22 protein-coding genes and 2 tRNA genes are annotated in these 17,636 nt (G+C 53.2%); 17 read left to right on the forward strand and 7 right to left on the reverse strand.

What is annotated here, in order from left to right:
• Positions 1-48: 48 nt before the first annotated feature.
• From HMPREF0494_RS04655 to HMPREF0494_RS04670, 4 genes are all read left to right on the forward strand, one after another.
• Positions 49-1,368, forward strand: a complete 1,320-nt coding sequence (locus HMPREF0494_RS04655) for a C1 family peptidase (RefSeq protein WP_007123784.1) — start codon at positions 49-51, stop codon at positions 1,366-1,368.
• Between the two features lie 150 nt (positions 1,369-1,518).
• On the forward strand, positions 1,519-1,869 hold the full coding sequence (locus HMPREF0494_RS04660) for a carboxymuconolactone decarboxylase family protein (RefSeq protein WP_040458799.1): 351 nt from the start codon (positions 1,519-1,521) through the stop codon (positions 1,867-1,869).
• A 184-nt stretch (positions 1,870-2,053) separates the two neighbouring features.
• Positions 2,054-2,245 (forward strand): CsbD family protein, encoded by a 192-nt coding sequence (locus tag HMPREF0494_RS04665; RefSeq protein WP_007123786.1) that lies wholly within the window; start codon positions 2,054-2,056, stop codon positions 2,243-2,245.
• Entirely contained in the window at positions 2,242-2,493 is a 252-nt protein-coding gene (locus HMPREF0494_RS04670; protein ID WP_007123787.1) for a GlsB/YeaQ/YmgE family stress response membrane protein, read from the forward strand. The genes HMPREF0494_RS04665 and HMPREF0494_RS04670 overlap by 4 nt, the downstream gene beginning before the upstream one ends.
• A 102-nt stretch (positions 2,494-2,595) precedes the next feature.
• Here HMPREF0494_RS04670 and HMPREF0494_RS04675 read toward each other — a convergent pair whose 3' ends face one another.
• Together HMPREF0494_RS04675 and HMPREF0494_RS04680 are read right to left on the reverse strand one after the other, a co-directional pair.
• A complete protein-coding gene (locus HMPREF0494_RS04675; protein ID WP_040458800.1) occupies positions 2,596-3,030 on the reverse strand; it encodes a winged helix-turn-helix transcriptional regulator in 435 nt (144 codons plus the stop codon).
• Positions 3,014-4,033, reverse strand: coding sequence for a hydroxyacid dehydrogenase (locus HMPREF0494_RS04680; RefSeq protein WP_007123789.1), 1,020 nt, complete (start codon positions 4,031-4,033; stop codon positions 3,014-3,016). Before HMPREF0494_RS04680 ends, HMPREF0494_RS04675 begins: the two co-directional genes overlap by 17 nt.
• Positions 4,034-4,216: 183 nt before the next feature.
• On the opposite strand from HMPREF0494_RS04680, the gene HMPREF0494_RS04685 reads away from it, so the two are divergent.
• The 4 genes from HMPREF0494_RS04685 to HMPREF0494_RS04700 all read left to right on the forward strand — a co-directional run bounded on the left by HMPREF0494_RS04685 (position 4,217) and on the right by HMPREF0494_RS04700 (position 7,783).
• Positions 4,217-4,873 (forward strand): SDR family oxidoreductase, encoded by a 657-nt coding sequence (locus HMPREF0494_RS04685; protein ID WP_007123790.1) that lies wholly within the window; start codon positions 4,217-4,219, stop codon positions 4,871-4,873.
• Between the two features lie 29 nt (positions 4,874-4,902).
• The gene (locus HMPREF0494_RS04690; protein ID WP_007123791.1) at positions 4,903-5,673 is read left to right on the forward strand and encodes an acetoin reductase; all 771 of its coding nucleotides are present in this window, start codon (positions 4,903-4,905) and stop codon (positions 5,671-5,673) included.
• Positions 5,674-5,823: 150 nt separating this feature from the next.
• Complete coding sequence (gene asd, locus HMPREF0494_RS04695; protein WP_040458801.1) at positions 5,824-6,918, forward strand: aspartate-semialdehyde dehydrogenase; 1,095 nt, start codon at positions 5,824-5,826, stop codon at positions 6,916-6,918.
• Between the two features lie 115 nt (positions 6,919-7,033).
• Positions 7,034-7,783: an alpha/beta hydrolase gene (locus tag HMPREF0494_RS04700; protein ID WP_007123793.1), complete on the forward strand. Its 750-nt coding sequence runs from the start codon at positions 7,034-7,036 to the stop codon at positions 7,781-7,783.
• On the opposite strand, the gene HMPREF0494_RS04705 is transcribed toward HMPREF0494_RS04700, so the two are convergent.
• The gene (locus HMPREF0494_RS04705; RefSeq protein ID WP_007123794.1) at positions 7,780-9,615 is read right to left on the reverse strand and encodes a cation:proton antiporter family protein; all 1,836 of its coding nucleotides are present in this window, start codon (positions 9,613-9,615) and stop codon (positions 7,780-7,782) included. The two genes, HMPREF0494_RS04700 and HMPREF0494_RS04705, sit on opposite strands and share 4 nt — an antisense overlap.
• 150 nt (positions 9,616-9,765) lie before the next feature.
• Between HMPREF0494_RS04705 and HMPREF0494_RS04710 the strand changes: the two genes are divergently transcribed.
• From HMPREF0494_RS04710 to HMPREF0494_RS04725, 4 genes are all read left to right on the forward strand, one after another.
• Positions 9,766-10,011, forward strand: coding sequence for a hypothetical protein (locus HMPREF0494_RS04710; protein ID WP_148466428.1), 246 nt, complete (start codon positions 9,766-9,768; stop codon positions 10,009-10,011).
• A gap of 65 nt (positions 10,012-10,076) precedes the next feature.
• Positions 10,077-10,148 (forward strand) — tRNA-Glu (locus tag HMPREF0494_RS04715).
• A 6-nt stretch (positions 10,149-10,154) separates the two neighbouring features.
• Positions 10,155-10,226: transfer RNA gene (locus HMPREF0494_RS04720), tRNA-Gln, on the forward strand.
• Positions 10,227-10,354: 128 nt separating this feature from the next.
• A complete protein-coding gene (locus HMPREF0494_RS04725; RefSeq protein ID WP_040458802.1) occupies positions 10,355-10,822 on the forward strand; it encodes a Dps family protein in 468 nt (155 codons plus the stop codon).
• A 133-nt stretch (positions 10,823-10,955) separates the two neighbouring features.
• Here HMPREF0494_RS04725 and HMPREF0494_RS04730 read toward each other — a convergent pair whose 3' ends face one another.
• Complete coding sequence (locus tag HMPREF0494_RS04730; protein ID WP_007123797.1) at positions 10,956-11,303, reverse strand: type II toxin-antitoxin system RelB/DinJ family antitoxin; 348 nt, start codon at positions 11,301-11,303, stop codon at positions 10,956-10,958.
• Between the two features lie 252 nt (positions 11,304-11,555).
• Here HMPREF0494_RS04730 and ribB point away from each other — a divergent pair, with 252 nt between their 5' ends.
• Complete coding sequence (ribB, locus tag HMPREF0494_RS04735; RefSeq protein WP_007123798.1) at positions 11,556-12,221, forward strand: 3,4-dihydroxy-2-butanone-4-phosphate synthase; 666 nt, start codon at positions 11,556-11,558, stop codon at positions 12,219-12,221.
• 134 nt (positions 12,222-12,355) lie between these two features.
• On the opposite strand, the gene HMPREF0494_RS04740 is transcribed toward ribB, so the two are convergent.
• Entirely contained in the window at positions 12,356-13,033 is a 678-nt protein-coding gene (locus HMPREF0494_RS04740; protein ID WP_040458803.1) for a M57 family metalloprotease, read from the reverse strand.
• A 116-nt stretch (positions 13,034-13,149) separates the two neighbouring features.
• On the opposite strand from HMPREF0494_RS04740, the gene HMPREF0494_RS04745 reads away from it, so the two are divergent.
• From HMPREF0494_RS04745 to HMPREF0494_RS04760, 4 genes are all read left to right on the forward strand, one after another.
• The gene (locus tag HMPREF0494_RS04745) at positions 13,150-13,632 is read left to right on the forward strand and encodes a GNAT family N-acetyltransferase (RefSeq protein ID WP_050759653.1); all 483 of its coding nucleotides are present in this window, start codon (positions 13,150-13,152) and stop codon (positions 13,630-13,632) included.
• A 122-nt stretch (positions 13,633-13,754) separates the two neighbouring features.
• Positions 13,755-13,991 (forward strand): cytochrome b5 domain-containing protein, encoded by a 237-nt coding sequence (locus HMPREF0494_RS04750; protein ID WP_007123801.1) that lies wholly within the window; start codon positions 13,755-13,757, stop codon positions 13,989-13,991.
• 234 nt (positions 13,992-14,225) lie between these two features.
• A complete protein-coding gene (locus HMPREF0494_RS04755; RefSeq protein WP_040458804.1) occupies positions 14,226-15,518 on the forward strand; it encodes an alkaline phosphatase family protein in 1,293 nt (430 codons plus the stop codon).
• Between the two features lie 8 nt (positions 15,519-15,526).
• Positions 15,527-16,768, forward strand: coding sequence for an MFS transporter (locus HMPREF0494_RS04760; RefSeq protein ID WP_040458805.1), 1,242 nt, complete (start codon positions 15,527-15,529; stop codon positions 16,766-16,768).
• Positions 16,769-16,864: 96 nt separating this feature from the next.
• On the opposite strand, the gene HMPREF0494_RS11230 is transcribed toward HMPREF0494_RS04760, so the two are convergent.
• Positions 16,865-17,071 carry a hypothetical protein gene (locus HMPREF0494_RS11230; protein ID WP_007123804.1) on the reverse strand — a complete coding sequence of 69 codons (207 nt, stop codon included), beginning with the start codon at positions 17,069-17,071 and terminating at the stop codon, positions 16,865-16,867.
• Between the two features lies 1 nt (position 17,072).
• On the reverse strand, positions 17,073-17,636 hold the full coding sequence (locus HMPREF0494_RS04770) for a phosphoribosyltransferase family protein (protein ID WP_007123805.1): 564 nt from the start codon (positions 17,634-17,636) through the stop codon (positions 17,073-17,075).

Raw genomic sequence — 17,636 nt, forward strand, 5'->3', positions numbered from 1 at the left:
CGAAAGTGCTAAGATAGAAATAATTAATAGCAACGAGGAGGAAAAAGAATGTCTGAACAAGAACTCACAGCTAAGATGGTCAAAAAATACCAGCAGGCCTTTCGTGCGCGCCAAGATGCGGCAGTCATCGCCCGGGCAATTCAAAAGAACGGGATTAAGAACGCCAGCGAAGACCCGGCGGCCAGCGAACGCCTCCACCGGGCCTTCTCGTACGAAATTAAAACCGGGAAGCCCAGCAACCAGCGGCACAGTGGCCGCTGCTGGTCGTTTGCGGCCCTGAACACGCTCCGGCACAAGTTTGCAAGCAAGTACCACTTTAAGGACTTTGAACTCTCCCAAAACTACCTCTTTTTCTGGGACCGGATTGAACGGGCCAATATGTTCTTCCAAAAGGTGATTGCGACCGCTGACCGGCCGCTCCACGATCGCTTGGTCGACTTTTACCTCAACTTCGCCCTGAATGACGGCGGTCAGTGGGCTAACGCGGCTTCAATCATCGAAAAGTACGGGGTGGTTCCGGAATACGTGATGCCGGATACCCACAATACCAAGGACACCAGCGACGTAGCCGAAGTGATGAACTACCTGATGCGCAAGGACGCCCTGGAATTGCGGCGGATGGTCAGCCATGGCGACAGTGATGACGAATTAACGAAGGCCCGGGAGCGGATGATGGCCGACGTGTACAAGGTCGCTGCCTACGCCTTCGGTGAACCACCGGTTAAGTTTGACCTGGAATTCCGTGATGACGACAAAAAGTTCCACCAGGTACTGGACTTGACGCCGCTCGACTTTTACCACCAGTACTTTGATACCAACTTCAACGACTACGTGGTCGTCACCAATGCGCCCGACCACGACTACCAACGGGTCTACTCCATGCCAAGCCAGGACAGCGTCGTTGGCGGGGTGCCGATTAAGTTCGTCAACGTGCCGTTCGCGGACCTGCAGGAGGCGGCAATTAAGCAGCTGAAAGCTGGGGAAACCGTCTGGGTCGGCAATGATGTTCTCCAGCAGATGGACCGCAAGCGGGGCCTGATGGACGCCAAGCTCTTCCACCGCGAAGAACTGCTGGGTGTCGACTTCACCATGGACAAGAAGGACCGACTAGAGTCACGGCAGGCGATGGTTTCCCACGCCATGACCCTGACCGGCTTTGACCTGGTAAACGACCAGCCGACCCGCTGGAAGATTGAAAATAGCTGGGGCAAGGATAACGGGGACAACGGCTACTTCGTGATGACCCAGGACTGGTTTGAGGAGTACACCTACGAGGCCGTCATCAACAAGAAGTACCTGAGCACGGATTTGCAAACCTTAGCTGTCCAGCAGCCAGTTGAGCTATCTGCCTGGGATTCGTTGCAGTAAGGCCGATCACTAAAGAAAATAGAACCGGGGTTCCGAGGATAACATCAACGTGTCCGGAACCCCGCTTTTAATGCTACTTGAGAAAGCGTTTTCTAAGATGTATTATTGACGATAAGTGGGTAAGTGTGAATGATTGAAAGGAAGATTGACATGACTGACTACCAACAGGAATTGAACGAAGTAATGGCCAATAATCAGCAGCTCTTTGCCAGTACCGGGGCAACCGGTCAGGCGTTCCTCGGTGTCCACGAGGAGGCCATTAAGGCGGGGGCGCTGGATAGCAAGACCAAGGCCCTGGAAGCACTGGGAATTGCGGTTGCAATCCGTTGCGAAGGCTGCATTGTCCAGCACGTTAAGGGTGCCATCAAATTAGGCGCAACCCGTGATGAGATTGTCGAAACGATCAACGTCGCGATAATGATGGGTGGCGGCCCCTCAACCGTATACGGTGGGAAGGCCCTGGCTTGTGCCGACCAGTTTTTGGCCGGGGCGGCTAAATAAGTGAATCACAGCCGTTTTTAATAATCTCGTAAGTTAGTTAAGGAAGCCGTAAGTCAGCGCGCAATGGATTGTCGACCGTGTTAGCAGCTGTTAGACTTAAAACATCAGCAAGTAGCTTAGGTCACCGGAAGAAAGGCCGGTATTTGGATGTTGCATTAATCACTAAACGGAAAGGTTGATTATAATGGCTACGGATAAACACGGATTAAAGGATCAGGCTGCTGGTAAATTTAAAGAGCTTAAGGGAAAAGTAACCGGCGACCGTCAAGAAGAGGCGGCTGGTAAGACGCAAAAGGTCCTTGGCAAGGCTAAGGACAAGGTTCAAGACCTTAAAGACAATTTAATGAATAAAAAGGATGAGGAGGGGATGAAATGAGCTGGCTCTGGGCATTAATTGTCGGTGGACTGATTGGTCTGGTTGCGGGAGCGATTACCAAACGGGGCGGTTCGATGGGCCTTATCAGCAACGTCATTGCCGGGCTGGTTGGTTCGGCGATCGGTGAAGCAGTTTTAGGATCGTGGGGACCGCAATTGGCCGGCATGGCCATTATCCCCTCGATCATCGGAGCGGTGGTTCTGGTGCTGATTGTTTCCCTGATTTTGGGGATTCGCCCGGCATCGTAAGCTAAAAGCAATTTCAAGAAAAATTAAGCGTCCCCAATCGGTTTCTGGCCGGTTGGGGACGCTTGGTTTCGATACTATTAAATGTGCTGTTTCACGTGAAACTTAGTCGGGCTTCACAATCTCCTGCTTCCAGTGGTGGAGGTGCTGCTTGGTAATGACGCAGAGCCCATCATCACCCGCCGCCTTCATTTGGTCAGTGCACATGATCTTGACCGCCGGGTCGTTAGCGGCCTTTTGTTCGCCCCAGTAGTTGAGGTAGCGCAAAGCGGCGTAGAGATTTTCGCCCTCCGCGGTCAGCTGGTACTCTACGTGGGGCGGCATCGTGTTGAAACTCTTGCGGTTGACGATTCCCGCGTCAGTCAGCTCCCGTAGCTGGTCGCTCAGGACCTTGTGGGAGGCCCCCAGCTGCTTGACGAGTTCGCCGGTCCGTCGTGGGTGGCCGGCGAGCAGGTACAAGATCGCTGGTTTCCACTTACCGCCAATGATGGCGAGGGCGTAGTCTGCGCCGGTATTGTACATTTTAGTTGGTGTGGTCATGTGGATCCTCCTTGGGGTTAACGACGAGCTTAAAGACTTTTTCGGGGTGCCCGGTAAGGTACTCAACAATGTTTTGGCAGGAAATCCTTTGCAGGGCGGTTAGCGAATCGCTGCTGTAAAAGGCCGTGTGGGGAGTGACGAGGACGTTCTCGCGGCCAAGCAGGGGGTTAGTAGCTAGGTCTGGAAACTCAGTGGCCAGCACGTCGAGGGCTGCTCCGCTTATTTGTCCACTGTCGAGGGCGGCCACCAGGGCAGTTTCATCCACTTCGGCGCCCCGGGCCATGTTAATAAAGTAGGGTTGCTTGACCATCTGGCGAAACCGCTCGGCAGTGAAGAAGTGGTCGTTGCTTTCGTTTAAGTTCATGTGGTTGCTGATGATGTCAGCTTGCTGGAAGAGCTCGGCTGCAGAAACCAATTTGACCTGGTCAGCCACCTTGGCGTAGTCTTCCTGACTGATGAAGGGGTCCACGGCCAGGACCCGCATTCCCAGTGCCGCAGCTCGGGTCGCCACCGCCCGGCCGATTTTGCCTAAGCCAAAGATTCCCAGGGTTAGCTTGCTGAGGCGGTGGTTGGGCTGGGCATAGTCGTAGCGCCACTGCTGGTGGACGTCAACGTCCGTTACGTACGCCTTGAGGTTGCGGACCAGCGCCAGCATTGCCGTGATGGTAAACTCTGCTACGTCGGTTGTGCAGTATTCACCAACGGGACAGACTGCAACCCCGTGGCGGCGGGCCGCGGCCAGGTCCACGTTGTCGTAGCCGGTGGCGTTAATCGAGACGACCTTCAGCTGGGTGGCGGTCGCCAGCAGCTCCTCGTCGACCCTGATAAAGGCGGTCAGCAGGGCATCGGCATCGCGGACGAGCTGGAGAAATTCTGCTCGCCGGTCGTCACGGTAGGTTGCGGTAACGATTTGGCAGCCTGGCAAGCCGGCCGTTAACACCCGCTTTTCTAATTCATGGCTGGGCATCATTGACTCAGCATAATCGGCAATAACGATTTTCATTTTGCCCCTCCTCACTAGCTTGTTGTTACTGCCATTATATGGCAAATTAATTTAAATTGCGCGGGTCAGGATGGCCCTACTAATTCTTACCTCCGGGTAACCAGCTTACCCAAAAGTGCTTACTTTTAATAAGGCTAAAGCCCGCTATACTAAAAGTGTACTAAACGATAGGAGGAAGTAAAAATGACAAAGCAAGTTTTGATTCTCGGTGCGACTGGCCAAATTGCGGGGCACGCCATTACCGCCCTGCTGGATAAAACTGATGACCACCTGCTTCTCTTTACTCGGCACCCGCAACACCTGACCGTGACGGATGAGGCGCGGGAAACCGTCATTAAGGGCGATACTTTGAAGATGGATGAACTGACCGCGGCAGTGGCGCAAGCAGACGTGGTTTACGCCAACCTGCGGAATCCGGAGATTGAACAGCAGGCGAAAAACATTGTGGCGGCGATGGACAAGAGCGGGGTCAAGCAACTGGTCTGGATTTCCTCGATTGGAATTTATGATGAGGTCCCGGGCAAGTTTGGCGAGTGGAACAACGAAATGCTCGGCGGCGGCCAGGAAGACAGCTACCTGGGGACCTACCGGAAGGCGGCCGACGTGATTTCCGCCTCTGACCTGGACTACACGATTATTCGCCCGGCCTGGTTGACCAATAAGGACGAGGTGGAGTACGAAACGACCAAACGGGGTGAGGCTTTCAAGGGAACCGAGGTTTCGCGGAAGTCGATCGGTACTTTGGTGGCGGCCATCATTGCGGATCCCGCAAAGTACGCCCGCAAGGATTTAGGGGTGAACAAGCCCCACACTGATGGTGATAAGCCGGCCTGGTACTAGAGTTTAGTTTAGCGAAAGAAAGTAATCTGATGGTAGCAAGCAAAAAAGTGGCAATGGTTACTGGAGCAGGGCAAGGAATTGGCCGAGCAATCGCGCTTCGCTTGGCTAAGGCCGGGTTTGCACTGTCAATTGCGGACTTGAATCTTGCCAACGCACAAAAAGTTGCCCAGGAGATTAACCAAGACGGTGGTGAAGCAATCGCGGTCGAATTAAACGTTGCGGACCGCGCTAACTTCCATAAAGCCGTTCAAACGACGGCAGCTCAACTGGGCGGCTTTGACGTCTTAGTTAATAATGCTGGGCTGGGCCCGGTCACTAAGATTGAAGACGTTACTCCAGAACTGTTTAACAAGGTGATGAATGTGAACGTCGCGGGTGATATGTGGGGGATTCAAGCGGCCCTGGAACAATTTACCAAGAAGACCCGCAGCGGCAAAGAAATTGTCGGTAAGATTATAAATGCGACCTCCCAAGCCGGAGTCCGTGGCAACAAGAATGAATTGCTTTATAGCAGCAGCAAGTTTGCGGTCCGCGGCCTCACCCAGGTTGCGGCGCGGGACTTAGCAAAGCAGGGTATTACCGTCAATGCCTATGCACCCGGAATTGTTAACACACCGATGATGCGAAAGATTGCCGTTGACCAGGGCCTGGCGATGGAAGATTATGAGTCATTAGTGGCCTTAAATCGCTTGTCTGAACCAGACGATGTCGCGAAGGTGGTTGAATTCTTGGCGAGCGAGCAGTCAGACTATGTCACGGGGCAAACGATCCTCTGTGACGGTGGGATGCAATTTGTTTAGTATTAATTAGAATGACAGAAAGATCCTGCGTTTTCTAGGTGGCGAAAATGCGGGATTTTTTGTAAGTAATCTTCTGGAATCTTTCACATAACAAGTGTATATTAGAAGTTAATTAAAAACTAATGAAAATAGATGCGGAGGCTTTTCGTAATGGGTGAGCAATTAAAAGTTGGTGTGATTGGCGCGACTGGGATGGTCGGCCAACGGTTCGTGACCTTATTAGCAGACCACCCCTGGTTTAAGGTGACGGCAGTGGCGGCCAGCAAGCACAGCGCCGGGCAAAAGTACGGGGACGCGGTTAAGGACCGGTGGAAGATGGGTGACACACCAATTCCGGCCGGGGTCCGCGACCTGACAATTCTGGACGCGGAGGATGTCGCTGCGGTTGCGTCCCAGGTGGACTTTGTTTTCTCAGCGGTCCATATGGATAAGGAGGCAATTCGCCAGCTAGAAGACGAGTATGCTAAGCACGAAACGCCGGTTGTTTCCAACAACAGTGCCCACCGGTGGACGCCGGACGTGCCGATGGTGGTTCCAGAGATCAACCCGGACCACACGGAGGTAATCAAGTACCAGCGCGAACGGCTCGGCACCCAGCGCGGTTTCGTAGCGGTCAAGCCGAACTGCTCCATCCAGAGTTACACCCCGGCGCTGGCTGCCTGGAAGCAGTTTGAACCGACCCAGGTCCTAGCCTGCACCTACCAGGCAATTTCTGGAGCCGGCAAGACCCTAGAGGGCGCCCCGGAAATTCAGGGCAACGTGATTCCTTATATTCCGGGTGAGGAGAAGAAGTCTGAGGACGAACCCCTCAAAATTTGGGGCCACGTTGATGATGAGAAAAAGGCGATTGTCCCGGCCGAATCACCGGTGATTACGAGCCAGTGCCTCCGGGTGCCGGTCCTGTATGGACATACCGTGGCGGCATTCGTTAACTTCAAGCAGGACCCGACGAAGGAAGAACTGATCAAGGCGCTGGAAGACTACAGTGGCGAGCCGCAACGGCTGGGCTTGCCGAGCGCGCCTAAGCAGTTTATCCAGTACCTGGACGACGACTTCCGGCCCCAGGTCCGCTACGACGTCAACTTTGAACACGGGATGGGGATTTCCATCGGCCGCCTTCGGGAAGACAAGCTCTTTGACTGGAAGTTTATCGGTCTGTCCCACAACACCGCCCGGGGGGCCGCTGGCGGGGCAATTGAACTCGCCGAATTACTCAAGGCCAAGGGCTACTTAACAGCAAAATAGGAAAAATAATCCGGCTCGGTGTCGATTAACGACAGGGAGCCGGATTTATTGTGTTTTCAGACCGTAATCGGCTAAAATTAAGGGAACAACGTTATTGAATAAGGGGGAACATCAAATGAAAGTTGAAATCAAACGGGAAGGGCGGACCCTGCGCGGCTTATTAGAGGGGACCACGACCCTGCATAATGACCAGGTAGCAATCCTGATGCACGGTTTCATGGGGGACCGGGGCAACCAGCCGGGAAAGCTGCTCTACGATTTGTCACACGCCTTAAATGCTGCCGGCATTCCGACCCTGCGCTTTGACTTTGCTGGTTGCGGGGAAAGTGATGGTGACTTTGCCGAGATGACGGTGTTCAGCGAGTTGCTTGATGGTATGGCGATTATTGACTACGCCCGGACCACGATTGGCGCCCAAATGATTGATCTAGTCGGCCACTCCCAGGGTGGGGTGGTGGCCTCAATGCTGGCCGGGTATTACCGGGACGTGATCGACAAGCTGGTGCTGCTGGCGCCAGCGGCAACCCTGAAAGACGACGCCTTGAAGGGCGAGTGCCAGGGTACGGTCTACGATCCAAACCAGATTCCGTTAACGGTGCCGGTGCATGGGCAAGCGGTTAGCGGTCAGTATTTCCGCACGGCCCAGCTGCTGCCGATTTACGAAACGGCCCAGCACTTTGCCGGGCCGACGCTGATTATCCACGGTGAAGCCGACCAGGTGGTCTCCCCGGAGGCGGCCCGTAAGTACAACGTCATTTTGCCGCAGAGCAAGCTCTACCTCATGCCGGGGGAGGGGCACCTGCTGGAAGGCGCTGCACTGGCAGAGATCCTGCGGACCGTTACGGACTTCTTAGGTCACGATTAGGACCCCTGTTCTAAGGCGGCCTTAGCGGACCGGGCCTCGTCGTGGGGACCGATGAAGAAGAGGCGGTCGCCCAGCTGGATGGTCGTATCAGCAGTCGGGTCAATCAGCCGGTGGTGCCGGTAAATATTGCTGATGGTGATGGCACCATTAAACGGCAGGGCCCGGAGCTGGTAGCCATTGTACTTCTCGTTGCGGACCGTGGCCTCGAATAAACCGGAAGTTGACTGGATCAAGCTTTGGGCAACCGCGGGATTTTCAATAATCGCCCGTAAGATGCTGATGCTGGCAACAAACGAGTTGTAGATTTCGACGTGCTGGTTCTTTAAGAGTTCACACTGTTCATTAGTTAAGCGAAGACTGTTTTGGGCGGCGATTACCCGGGGAACCCCGTTCTTTCTGGCGAGCTGGGCCAGCTGGGCGTTCTTATCGTTGTCTTTGAAGGCGGTGAGCAGGATGTCGGTGTCAAAGAGCTGGGCCTTTTTGAGGGCCTGTTCAGTGAGGGTTGGCAATAGGATCAGGGGTGCGGGGCCGCTCTTGAAAGTCCGGTAGTTGCCGTCGTCATCCGTTACGAGCCGGACGGCGTAGTTATCCTTAATCAGCTGCTGGGCGACGGGGATGGTCGCGATGTTGGTGCCGAGAATAACGACCCGCTTAGTCGGTGCCTTCTTGCGGGAAACCCGGTAAAGGGAATTGAAACCGACCGGGCCAATAATGCAGACAATCACCGCGGCGAGGGTAAAGGCGTCCGCTTGGTTGCCGGTGATGGTATGCAGGTTTTGTGCCACTTGCAGGGTTGGCAGGACCAGGGTAATCGTGGTGGTCAGCAGCAGGCCGCTGGCGCAGGCGTTTTGGGGTGAAAAGATTCGCCGAAAGATCAAGATGGTAGGCAGCTTGGCCAGCAAAAAACAGCTAATCAAAACCGGCAGGAGAAGGAGGCCGTGCAGGTTGGCGAAAAAGCCGGTCAGGTCGAGCTTGGCGCCGGTCATGATAAAGAAGAAGGGGATCAAGAAGCCGTAGCCAATTGAATTCAGCTTTCCTTCGGTCGCCGTGGTTGGTTCCAGCAGTTTCATAACGATACCCGCTAAGAAGGCCCCCAGCACGTTTTCAGCACCGACGTCCTCGGCGACTGAAACAAGCGCAAAGATCAGGAAGAAGGCCAGCCGGATGTCCAGCTGGGTCGTTGCCTTAGAAATCTTATTAAACCAGCGGTAGGGTTCCTTGAACCGCCACAGGAGAAAGATCGTTGCCAAGAATAGGAAGATGATTAGCCACAGCCGCTGAACGTTGCCACCGTTAATGGAGGCGTAAATCGTCAGGGCCATCATTGGGCCGACTTCCCCCAAGACGGCGGCCAGCATTAGGGTTTGCCCGGACAACTGGTTGATAATCTGCTTTTCTTTTAGCGTCGGGATAACCACCCCGAGAGCAATTGTGGAGAAGATGAGAGCGGCCAAAAAGGCTTCCTGGAAGAACCCCAGCAGGCGAATAATAATTCCCAACGCGGTTGCCGTAATGATGACCAGTCCAAAGGCCTTCATTGCGGTTGGCAGGGGTGATTGAATTGTCTGGCTGGTGGTGACGGCGTCCTTTTTCTTAAAGAGACTGAAGTCAATTTCCAGGCCCGATAAGAACATCAGCATCATAACCCCCAGCGATGACAAAAAGCTCAGTGCAAAGGTGGAATGGACGATATTTAACCCGCTTTTACCGAGGATGATGCCCACCGTAATCTCTGCGACGGCGGTGGGGACGTTGGAGATGTTAAAGTGCGACATCAAGATTGGGATGAGCAGTGCGGCAAAAGTAACAATTAACAGCGATAACTTAATCATACATGACCCTCTCCTCGACCATAAAAGATGTAATATTACTTTAAATTGTAACATTATCGCTAGCCAGAATTAACTGATTGGGGTCGTGCTGGAGTTAGGCGGGGACAGGATGATTGACTAGCTGGTGTGGAGAAAGGCGGAGATGAGCGAATGGTGAATAGCAGTTATCGATTGTCACTTGTAGCCGCGACGACGGTGGCAGCCTGTCAGAAGGCGTATGAAGGGGAAGTCGCGGCTTGCGCGCAGCGGCTGCGGCAAGCTGACCGGGAGAACTACCGCGCCCTCCTCGCGGCCCAGGAGGTGGATCTTTGGATTGAAGCCGAAAACCGTGCCCAAGTGGTTAACGCTGGCCACCATTCTTACGGCAGCCTGATTGTTCGGCGGAAAATTTACTAAAAACTGCTGGCAGGGTCTTGCCTTTTTGTTAAAATCTTGCTAATATTGTTAGCACTGTGATAGCTGACCCGTTAGTCAAGTGGTTAAGACACCAGCCTTTCACGCTGGTATCGTGGGTTCAAATCCCGCACGGGTCACTTGATTGGGCTATAGCCAAGCGGTAAGGCAACGGTTTTTGGTACCGTCATGCGCTGGTTCGAATCCAGCTAGCCCAACTTAATTCGCAAATCCCGCCAGGCTGATCTATTAAGGTCAGCTTGGCGGGATTTTTTTACAAGCAGATTGATTGAAAGCGCATTCTTATTTCGGTTATAATTTGGGAAATGAGAAAGGAGACGCCAATATGAAGTACACTGCTACCAAAGAGACGTTGAACCAGCTTGTTGCCGACCTTAGCCAGATGGCGATGGTGATCCACCAGACCCATTGGTACATGCGGGGTACCAATTTCTTGAAGTTGCACCCGTTAATGGATGACTTTATGGATGAAATCAATGACCAATTGGATGTTATTTCTGAACGGCTGCTGGCCCTTGATGGGCACCCGTTCTCGACGCTTGGAGAAATGGCCGCTAACACAAAGATTAAAGATTGGCCGGGTAACTTTGACAAGACTACTCCAGAGCGGTTAGCCCACCTGGTAGACGGCTACCGTTACCTAGCCGCTTTATACCAGCACGGGATTGAAGTGTCCGACACCGAGAAAGATTACTCCACCCAGGATATTTTCATTGGCTTTAAGACCGCAATTGAAAAGAAAATTTGGATGTTGCAGGCTGAATTAGATCAGGCCCCAGAAATTGATGCGTAGTCAGCTTTCATTATTACTATGCGAAAGAGGTGAAGGCCACCAAGGTCCGGTAAAACCGAGCTCTGGTGGCCTTCATACGTTTTTTCGTTAGTGCAATAACAATATTTATGTCTAAAGGATTGTCGACTGGTAATTAGCGCTTGTTTAAGATGTTTTGGCCGATACCGTTGCCCTCGTCCTGAGCTGGATGCCCATCCAGGATCTGACCACCGATGCTGGCGGTGTGTGGCGTCTTATTCAGCTCTTTGAAGAGACTGTTTAGGTTATTGACCGTCGCTTGATCACCAGCCTGGTATTGCTGGGCAACTTTTTTCGCATCAAAACTGTGGTGACTAGTTAATTCAAACGGAATTCGCTGGTCCTGTTGGACCCGCTTGAGGTAAATTTTGATTCCGGTAGTAATATCGAGCCCCATCTCGTTGAAAATACGGCTTACGTCATCCTTTAGCTGATCATCGATTTTAATATTAATCTGTGCCATTTGGCATCCGCTCCTTTCTGTTGTTACTTTACCACGTTTTTTGATTTCTGTATACTATTTTATATAAAATAGTATACAGAAATATAGGTTAAGAACTTAATTCGGTTTTAAACTGTTTTGCGATTATAATTAAGATCAATATTCGTATTTTATTTTAAAACGGGTTGATTTAAACCTATTTGTTCGTTATTATAATGACACATTCGAATGTTGTTGCACTGTCACTAGAGAGAATAAAGGAGAAGTTAACCCATGCAAAATGAATTCTCAACTGTTGAAGACGCGCTGACCCAATTGAAGAATGGCGGCTACATTATCCTGGCCGATGATGAAAGTCGGGAAAACGAGGGAGACCTGGTTGCACTCGGCGACGGTATCGACGCCGCAACCGTTTATGAAATGCTGAACGAAGCTAACGGATTGATGTGTGTTCCCGTGACCGAGAAGATTGCCCACCGTTTAGGCTTCGTCCCGATGGTCGAACACAGCACCGACCCGAACCAAACGCCATTCATGGTCACCGCGGACGGGACCTACGAGGCGACAGGGGTAACTACCGGCGTGTCTGCCTTTGACCGTGCAGCAACCATTCGACAAATTGCCAAGCCTGATGCGCAGGCAAGTGACTTTAACCACCCGGGACACATTCAACCACTGTGTGCCCAGGAACACGGCCTGCGTGACCGGACTGGCCACACCGAAGCGTCCGTTGACTTAGCATACTTGGCTGGCAAGGAACCAGTAGCGGTCATCATTGAAGTCTTGAAAGAAGACGGTACGATGGCCCGTCGGGATAGCCTCTTTGAATTAGCCCAACGGGTTCACGTTCCATTCATCACGATTAAGCAAATTACTGATTACATGGACGCAAAGGGGATTGACTACGCTGCTCAATTGGCAGAAAAAGTAACTGAATAAGATTCTTTTTCGTAAAAAGACGAAAAACGGGGACGCCACGAATATTCGCGGCACCCCCGTTTTTATGTTTCATGTGGAACAATATAAAAACCGCGGCTCGAGCACTGTGCCCAAGTCGCGGCTGCGTTATTAAATTAATCTGAATACAGTTTCTTGACGGCCTGCACGTCCGCCTGCTGGATCGTGTAGTACGAGCCAGCAGGCTGCATTACCGAGACGTTATTGGTGTGGTCAAGTCCGATGGCGTGGCCGAGTTCGTGCTCTGCCGTGTTCACGATCCGCTGGTTAGAGTAACCATAGAGCGGGTTGAGCAGGTAGTGCTGGTTCAGAGACACGTCCGCGTGGACAATCCGCCCCGTCAGCGGGTTGGTCGATGCTTCCGTCAGGCCCGCTGCACTAGTGTTGTTGTCCATCTTTTTGACGACAATGTCTGCCTGCTGCTGGTCCGTAGTGGTTCGGAAGCGGAAGGCTCCCGTTTGGTTCCAGCTCTGAATGGCCGCGTTCGTCGCGTTGTCTAAAGTGGTATTACCGGTATTTACGAACACGGTCGCTTCTTGGCTAGGCCAGCGGCCATTAGTTGGCACCTGGTCGGCCCCGGCAGCCTTGCTGCTGGATTGGTTGCCAGTTTCACCGCTGCTGGTTGTCTTAGTACCAGTAACCAGCTGGGCAACCCGTTCGCGGGCCTGCCACAGTCGCTGGTTAGTTGCCTGCTGGAATTGCTGGTTGTTAAAGTAGTACCAGCCAACTCCCAGGATGAGGATCCACCAGGCGAGGCGCTTGACCAGTCGAAAAATAACCCCTACTGTGTCCACCTTCTTTCTCACTGCTAAGGATACCCTTACTTTTTGTCATAATTATGAACCAGAAATTAAGGAATGGTAAATATGCTATATTTAGTAAGAAACGTTTTCGGGAGTGAGGAATAATGATTACCATTACACCGGCGCGGCAAGCGGACTTGCCAGCCATCTTAGCAATTGAACGGGCAGGGTTTAGTGAAGCAGAAGCAGGTAGCCCGGCGGCCTTTCGCGACCGCCTGGCGAAGCTGCCAGACACCTTCTTAGTTGCCAGGACGGACACAGGGGTGGCCGGTTTTATCGTCGGGCCCGCGGTCAGGGAAGAGTTTGTCACTGATGAAATGTATGACCGGACGCCCCGAAACCTGCCAACCGGTGGGCACCAATTGGTCTTGTCCCTGGCCGTGGCTCCAGATTATCAGGGGCGGGGCATTGGCAGCCAGCTATTAGCGGCCCTGGCGACCGTGGCCCGGCAAGCTCAGCGAACGACCATGTCCCTTGATTCCCTGGCCGCTAATGTTCCTTTTTACGAACGGAATGGTTTCCAAAAAGTCAACGTGTCTCCATCCAGCCACGCGGGTGAAACCTGGTATCGTTTGGTAAAACAATTGTAGCTAGTTTGGACCGCAACGGCAGGAAATAGCGAACCGTAAGTTTGTTTTAAGACTAGTCAGATTGTTACCGTTTTCCAAGTTGATATTATATAATAATATTAATACCAGAAAGGAGATTGCTTATGACCAAAACTTTTACTAAAGAAGAGCTCAGCAAATACGACGGACAAAATGGCCAGCCTGCCTATGTTGCAATCGAAGGGGTCGTCTATGACGTTTCTGGTAAAGATGCCTGGAAGGGCGGTCACCACCATGGTAACCAGGCGGGACAGGATTTAACCAAGGTCTTGATTAACCTGTCGCCCCACGGCAAAAAAGTGCTGGATGGACTGCCGGTAGTGGGCCAATTAGCCGGATAAATTGAATGAAATGAGGCTGGGGATTCCCCAACCTCTTTATTATTTTAAAGCGCAAAATAGCTGTCTTACCAAGCTGGCCGCGCGTTGGTGGGGTAGATAACGGCTTAGACTAGTGTGGCCTGCCCCGTTCCGGCCATTTATTTTGCCGAATTAGCGGATAATTTGGAAAAAAGTTTTCGCTTGCGCGGGAGTTTATTTTACAATGGGTTAATAGCAGAAAAAGGAAGTAGTAACATGACGCAGCATAAGTTAGTGGTAATTTCGCTTGATTCCCTGGGTTTTCGGGATCTCAATGAACTTCGGGACCGTACGCCAAACCTGGCGGCCCTGATTGACCAGGGGGCCTGGGTGAAACGGGTTCAGGGAATTTTTCCGACATTGACCTACCCGTCCCATACCTCGATCATCACTGGGCAGTATCCCGCGGTGCACGGGATTGTCAATAATACCAAGCTCCAGCCGCAGCGGCAGTCACCGGACTGGTACTGGTACCGGAAAGATATTAAAGCGGTCCCCCTATATGATGTCGCCCGGCAGGCGGGGTTAACGACCGCGGCCTTCCTCTGGCCCGTCACTGCGGGCAGCAAGATCGACTACAACCTGGCGGAAATCTTCCCCAACCGGATTTGGACCAACCAGGTGTTAGTTTCGCTGAAGGCCAGCTCACCCTGGTTCCTCTTCCAGATGAACCACCGCTACGGCAAGCTCCGGCGGGGGATCAAGCAGCCCTGGCTCGACGACTTCATCACGGCCTGCGCTGTTGATACCTTGAAGAATAAACAACCGGACCTGACCCTCATCCACCTGGTTGATATGGATAGTATGCGGCACCGCTATGGAGTACGGTCCGCGGAAGCTAAAGCGGCCCTGCAGCGCTTGGATGGCCGGGTGGCAAGAATAATCAGGGCCACCAAGGATGCCGGCACTTACGCGGACACTAACTTTGTCGTCCTCGGCGACCATTACCAGATCAACGTGCGGAAGATGGTCCACCTGAATATGCTCTTTGCTAAGCAGGGCTGGCTGAGCCCGATCGCTGGGAAGACCACCTACCGAAATAACTGGCGGGTAACGGCGAAGACCTGTGATGGGGAAAGCTACGTTTACGTTCGGGACGGGGTTGACTGCGGCGCCGTGAAGCAGGTCATCGCCCGTGCTGAAGGGGTGGCCCGGATTTACGATGGTGCCGCAGCGGTTAAGCGCGGGGCTGATCCCCGGTGTGCTTTTCTGGTGGAAGCCCAGCCGGGCTACTACTTTACCGACGAGGTCAACCGGCCCGCGGTTGTGGAAACGGTGGATCCTGCTTCACTGGGGATGCCTGACCGCTACCGGGGCGTTCATGGCTACGGGCCCGACCAGCCGAACTACTACACGACAGCGATTTTTGCCGGCCCCGACATTAAACCGGGCGTCACCGTCGACCACGTCCACCTGGTTGACGAGGGGCCAACCTTTGCCCAGCTCCTCGGCTTGCAGTACCCGGCGCCAACCGCGGGACAGGCAATTCAAGCAATTATTAGGAAATGAGGATCAGCGTGAAGTTTACAAAGCAACAATGGCAATGGATTTTCTATGACTGGGCCAATTCGGGTTACGGAATTTTGGTTGTGACTGCGGTCCTGCCGGTTTATTTTAAGGCCGTCGCGCAGGACGCCGGAGTTTCGGCGGCAAACTCTACGGCCCTCTGGGGCTATGCCAATAGTTTGGGTACGCTGGTGATTTCCCTATTGGCGCCACTGCTGGGTGCGCTAGCTGACTATCCACGGTTTAAGCGCCGCTGGCTGAACCTGTTTACCTGGACCGGGATTCTTTTAACCTTTGCCCTAGCCTTAGTTCCCCCGCAGCAGTGGCGGGCCCTGCTGGGAATTTACGTGCTGAGTGTCATCGGCTACTCCGGCGGGAACCTCTTTTATGATAGTTTCCTGACCGACGTGGCGGACGACCAGCAGATGGACCTGGTTTCGTCGACCGGCTACGGGATGGGCTACCTCGGCGGGGTCGCGGCCTTTATTATTTTCCTCGCAGCCCAGCTGAGCAACGGTTTTGGAGGCCTGCTGTCCAGCTATGGCGTGGCCCGGTTCAGCTTTGTTATCACCGCGGTCTGGTGGGTTGTTTTCGCCTGGCCCCTGCTACGCCATGGTCACCAGCGCTTTAGTGTGACGGCGGTGCGCAACCCGCTGACGGATAGTTTGCGCCGGCTGATGACGACCTTCCGTCACGTTCGCCAGTACCGGCAGGTCACCTGGTTTTTAGTTGCCTACTTCTTTTACATCGACGGGGTCGACACCATTTTTACGATGGCGACCGCGATTGGAAAGGACCTGGGGGTCAACACGACCATGCTGATGGTTGTCTTGCTGGTGGTCCAGCTGATTGCCTTCCCATTTTCCCTCCTGTACGGTTGGCTGGCCCGGCGGACTTCCAGCCGGACGGCCGTTTTAACCGGGATTTGCGTCTACCTCTTTATCTGCCTCTACGCGTTAAAACTCGATACGTTATTCGACTTCTGGTTCCTGGCGGTTTTGATCGGCACCAGCCAGGGCGGCTTGCAGGCCCTGAGCCGGTCCTACTTTGGCCAGCTCATTCCCAAAGAAGCGAGCAGCGAATTCTTCGGCTTTTACAACATCCTGGGAAAGTTTTCGGCAATCCTGGGGCCCGTGGTGGTTGGCCTGGTTACCCAGCTAACCGGGAAATCGACCATCGGGGTGGCTTCCTTAGCGGTACTGTTTACTATCGGTCTGGTTGTTTTCCTCGCCGTGCCTCAATCTAGCAAGTGAACACGAGCTTTCGCGATTCAGGCGGCAGGACACCCGAAAGATTATGGTAGATCGGAGGTGTTGTTAGTGAAGTTAACTCTTAGGGCCTGTTCAATATTAAACTTTATCCTGATCTGGGGTGGAATCTGGCTTGATGATAAAATCAGCAGCAATTGGCTTTTCTACCCATTGATGACCCTCTTTCTGATTAATAGCGCGGTGCTGGTTATTATGACCCGCAAGTAAGCTGGAAAGGATTGCAATAAAAAAATCGCCACCGCGGGTGACGATTTTTTTATTCTGCTGGCAATTACCGCCAGCCATGTTAGCCCTTAACGGTGCCGTCGGGCTTAAAGAGCGGCAGTTTGGCGAGGAAGATAATGTCGGTACGGTTAGCGGCGTCTCCCTCGGCAAGGATGGCCGCCTTGCCGACAACGTGGCTGCCGGCCTGCTCCAACAGGGTGGCCGCGGAGTGGATGGAATCGCCGGTACTGATCACGTCGTCAACGAGCAGGACCCGCTTTCCACGGAGCTGCCGAGCGTCCTGGCCGTCGAGAACCAGTCTTTGCTCCTGCTTGGTCGTAATTGAATTAACCGCCTGCTCCAGTGGCTCGCGCATGTAACCCTTGACTGATTTGCGGATGACAAAGGAACGGGGATGGTGAGTGACGAGACTGAGGTCGTGGGCGAAGGGGATGCCCTTGCTTTCCACCGTCACGATGTAGTCAAATGCTGCGGGCAGCTGAGGCTTAATTAGTTCCGCGGCAGTACGGGATAATTCGTCATCCCCCAGGAGGACAAAGGAAGCAATGGCTGTGTCGGCGCTGATCGGGATCAACGGGAGTTTGCGCGTCAGGGGGCCGAGTTGTAATTGGTAATAGTTATTCAT

This window comes from Limosilactobacillus antri DSM 16041 (genome assembly GCF_000160835.1).
Taxonomy (GTDB): domain Bacteria; phylum Bacillota; class Bacilli; order Lactobacillales; family Lactobacillaceae; genus Limosilactobacillus; species Limosilactobacillus antri.

Excerpts from the sequence above, each read along its gene's own strand:
- HMPREF0494_RS11230 (WP_007123804.1), bottom strand. The coding sequence starts at position 17,071 with ATGGCTGGCGGTAATTGCCAGCAGAATAAAAAAATCGTCACCCGCGGT.
- HMPREF0494_RS04660 (WP_040458799.1), top strand. The coding sequence starts at position 1,519 with ATGACTGACTACCAACAGGAATTGAACGAAGTAATGGCCAATAATCAG.
- HMPREF0494_RS04685 (WP_007123790.1), top strand. The coding sequence starts at position 4,217 with ATGACAAAGCAAGTTTTGATTCTCGGTGCGACTGGCCAAATTGCGGGG.
- HMPREF0494_RS04710 (WP_148466428.1), top strand. The coding sequence starts at position 9,766 with ATGGTGAATAGCAGTTATCGATTGTCACTTGTAGCCGCGACGACGGTG.
- HMPREF0494_RS04690 (WP_007123791.1), top strand. The coding sequence starts at position 4,903 with ATGGTAGCAAGCAAAAAAGTGGCAATGGTTACTGGAGCAGGGCAAGGA.
- HMPREF0494_RS04770 (WP_007123805.1), bottom strand. The coding sequence starts at position 17,636 with ATGAATAACTATTACCAATTACAACTCGGCCCCCTGACGCGCAAACTC.
- HMPREF0494_RS04680 (WP_007123789.1), bottom strand. The coding sequence starts at position 4,033 with ATGAAAATCGTTATTGCCGATTATGCTGAGTCAATGATGCCCAGCCAT.
- HMPREF0494_RS04670 (WP_007123787.1), top strand. The coding sequence starts at position 2,242 with ATGAGCTGGCTCTGGGCATTAATTGTCGGTGGACTGATTGGTCTGGTT.
- HMPREF0494_RS04700 (WP_007123793.1), top strand. The coding sequence starts at position 7,034 with ATGAAAGTTGAAATCAAACGGGAAGGGCGGACCCTGCGCGGCTTATTA.
- asd (WP_040458801.1), top strand. The coding sequence starts at position 5,824 with ATGGGTGAGCAATTAAAAGTTGGTGTGATTGGCGCGACTGGGATGGTC.
- ribB (WP_007123798.1), top strand. The coding sequence starts at position 11,556 with ATGCAAAATGAATTCTCAACTGTTGAAGACGCGCTGACCCAATTGAAG.
- HMPREF0494_RS04730 (WP_007123797.1), bottom strand. The coding sequence starts at position 11,303 with ATGGCACAGATTAATATTAAAATCGATGATCAGCTAAAGGATGACGTA.
- HMPREF0494_RS04655 (WP_007123784.1), top strand. The coding sequence starts at position 49 with ATGTCTGAACAAGAACTCACAGCTAAGATGGTCAAAAAATACCAGCAG.
- HMPREF0494_RS04665 (WP_007123786.1), top strand. The coding sequence starts at position 2,054 with ATGGCTACGGATAAACACGGATTAAAGGATCAGGCTGCTGGTAAATTT.
- HMPREF0494_RS04705 (WP_007123794.1), bottom strand. The coding sequence starts at position 9,615 with ATGATTAAGTTATCGCTGTTAATTGTTACTTTTGCCGCACTGCTCATC.
- HMPREF0494_RS04755 (WP_040458804.1), top strand. The coding sequence starts at position 14,226 with ATGACGCAGCATAAGTTAGTGGTAATTTCGCTTGATTCCCTGGGTTTT.
- HMPREF0494_RS04725 (WP_040458802.1), top strand. The coding sequence starts at position 10,355 with ATGAAGTACACTGCTACCAAAGAGACGTTGAACCAGCTTGTTGCCGAC.
- HMPREF0494_RS04675 (WP_040458800.1), bottom strand. The coding sequence starts at position 3,030 with ATGACCACACCAACTAAAATGTACAATACCGGCGCAGACTACGCCCTC.
- HMPREF0494_RS04750 (WP_007123801.1), top strand. The coding sequence starts at position 13,755 with ATGACCAAAACTTTTACTAAAGAAGAGCTCAGCAAATACGACGGACAA.